This window comes from Streptomyces apocyni (assembly GCF_009739465.1).
Lineage (GTDB): Bacteria > Actinomycetota > Actinomycetes > Streptomycetales > Streptomycetaceae > Streptomyces > Streptomyces apocyni.
The window spans coordinates 1-767 of record NZ_WHOM01000030.1; the positions used below are offsets into that span (position 1 = coordinate 1).

Consider the following 767-nt stretch of genomic DNA (forward strand, 5'->3'; position numbering starts at 1 on the left):
AAACTCCTCGCAGACCTCTTCGCCGAAACCCTCGGCCTCCCCACCATCAACATCGACGACAGCTTCTTCCAACTCGGCGGCGATTCACTGCTGGCGACTCGGCTGGTGAGCCGGATACGGAGCGCGCTCGGTGCGGAGCTGCCGGTCCGGGCGCTGTTCGAGGCACCCACGGTCGTCACGCTCGCCGAGCGGCTGGCGGGTGCGCGGCCGGCGCGGAAGGCGCTGAGCCGGGCCGAGCGGCCCGAGGTGGTGCCGCTGTCGTTCGCGCAGCGCCGCCTGTGGTTCCTCAACCGCTTCGAGGGCTCCAGCTCCACGTACAGCATCCAGTTCGCGCTCCGGCTGACCGGTGCACTGGACCGCGCGGCGCTGGATGCCGCCCTGGGCGACGTCGTCGCACGGCACGAAAGTCTGCGGACGGTCTTCCCCGAGAGCGACGGTGTGCCTCGGCAGCTCGTCCTGGACGCGGACGCCGTGCGTCCGGAGCTCCGCGTCCTGCGGGCGGCGGGCGAGGAGGAGCTGACCGCTCTGCTCGATGATGCCGCGGGGCAGGGCTTCGACCTGGCGACGGAGCCGCCGCTGCGCGCGCAACTGGTGGAACTGAGCTCCGAGGAGCACGTCCTGCAACTGGTGCTGCACCACATCGCGGGTGACGGCTGGTCGATGGGCCCGCTCTCCCGTGACCTGGCGGCGGCGTACACCGCTCGTTGTGGCGGTACGGAGCCGCAGTGGTCACCGCTGCCGGTGCAGTACGCCGACTACACCCTGTG

At 71.1% G+C, this 767-nt stretch carries 1 protein-coding gene; it reads left to right on the top strand.

Features of this window, described 5'->3' with window-relative positions:
• Nucleotides 1-767, top strand: a 767-nt coding sequence (locus tag GCN81_RS00120; RefSeq protein WP_231626283.1) for a condensation domain-containing protein, incomplete at both ends; no start/stop codon positions are given.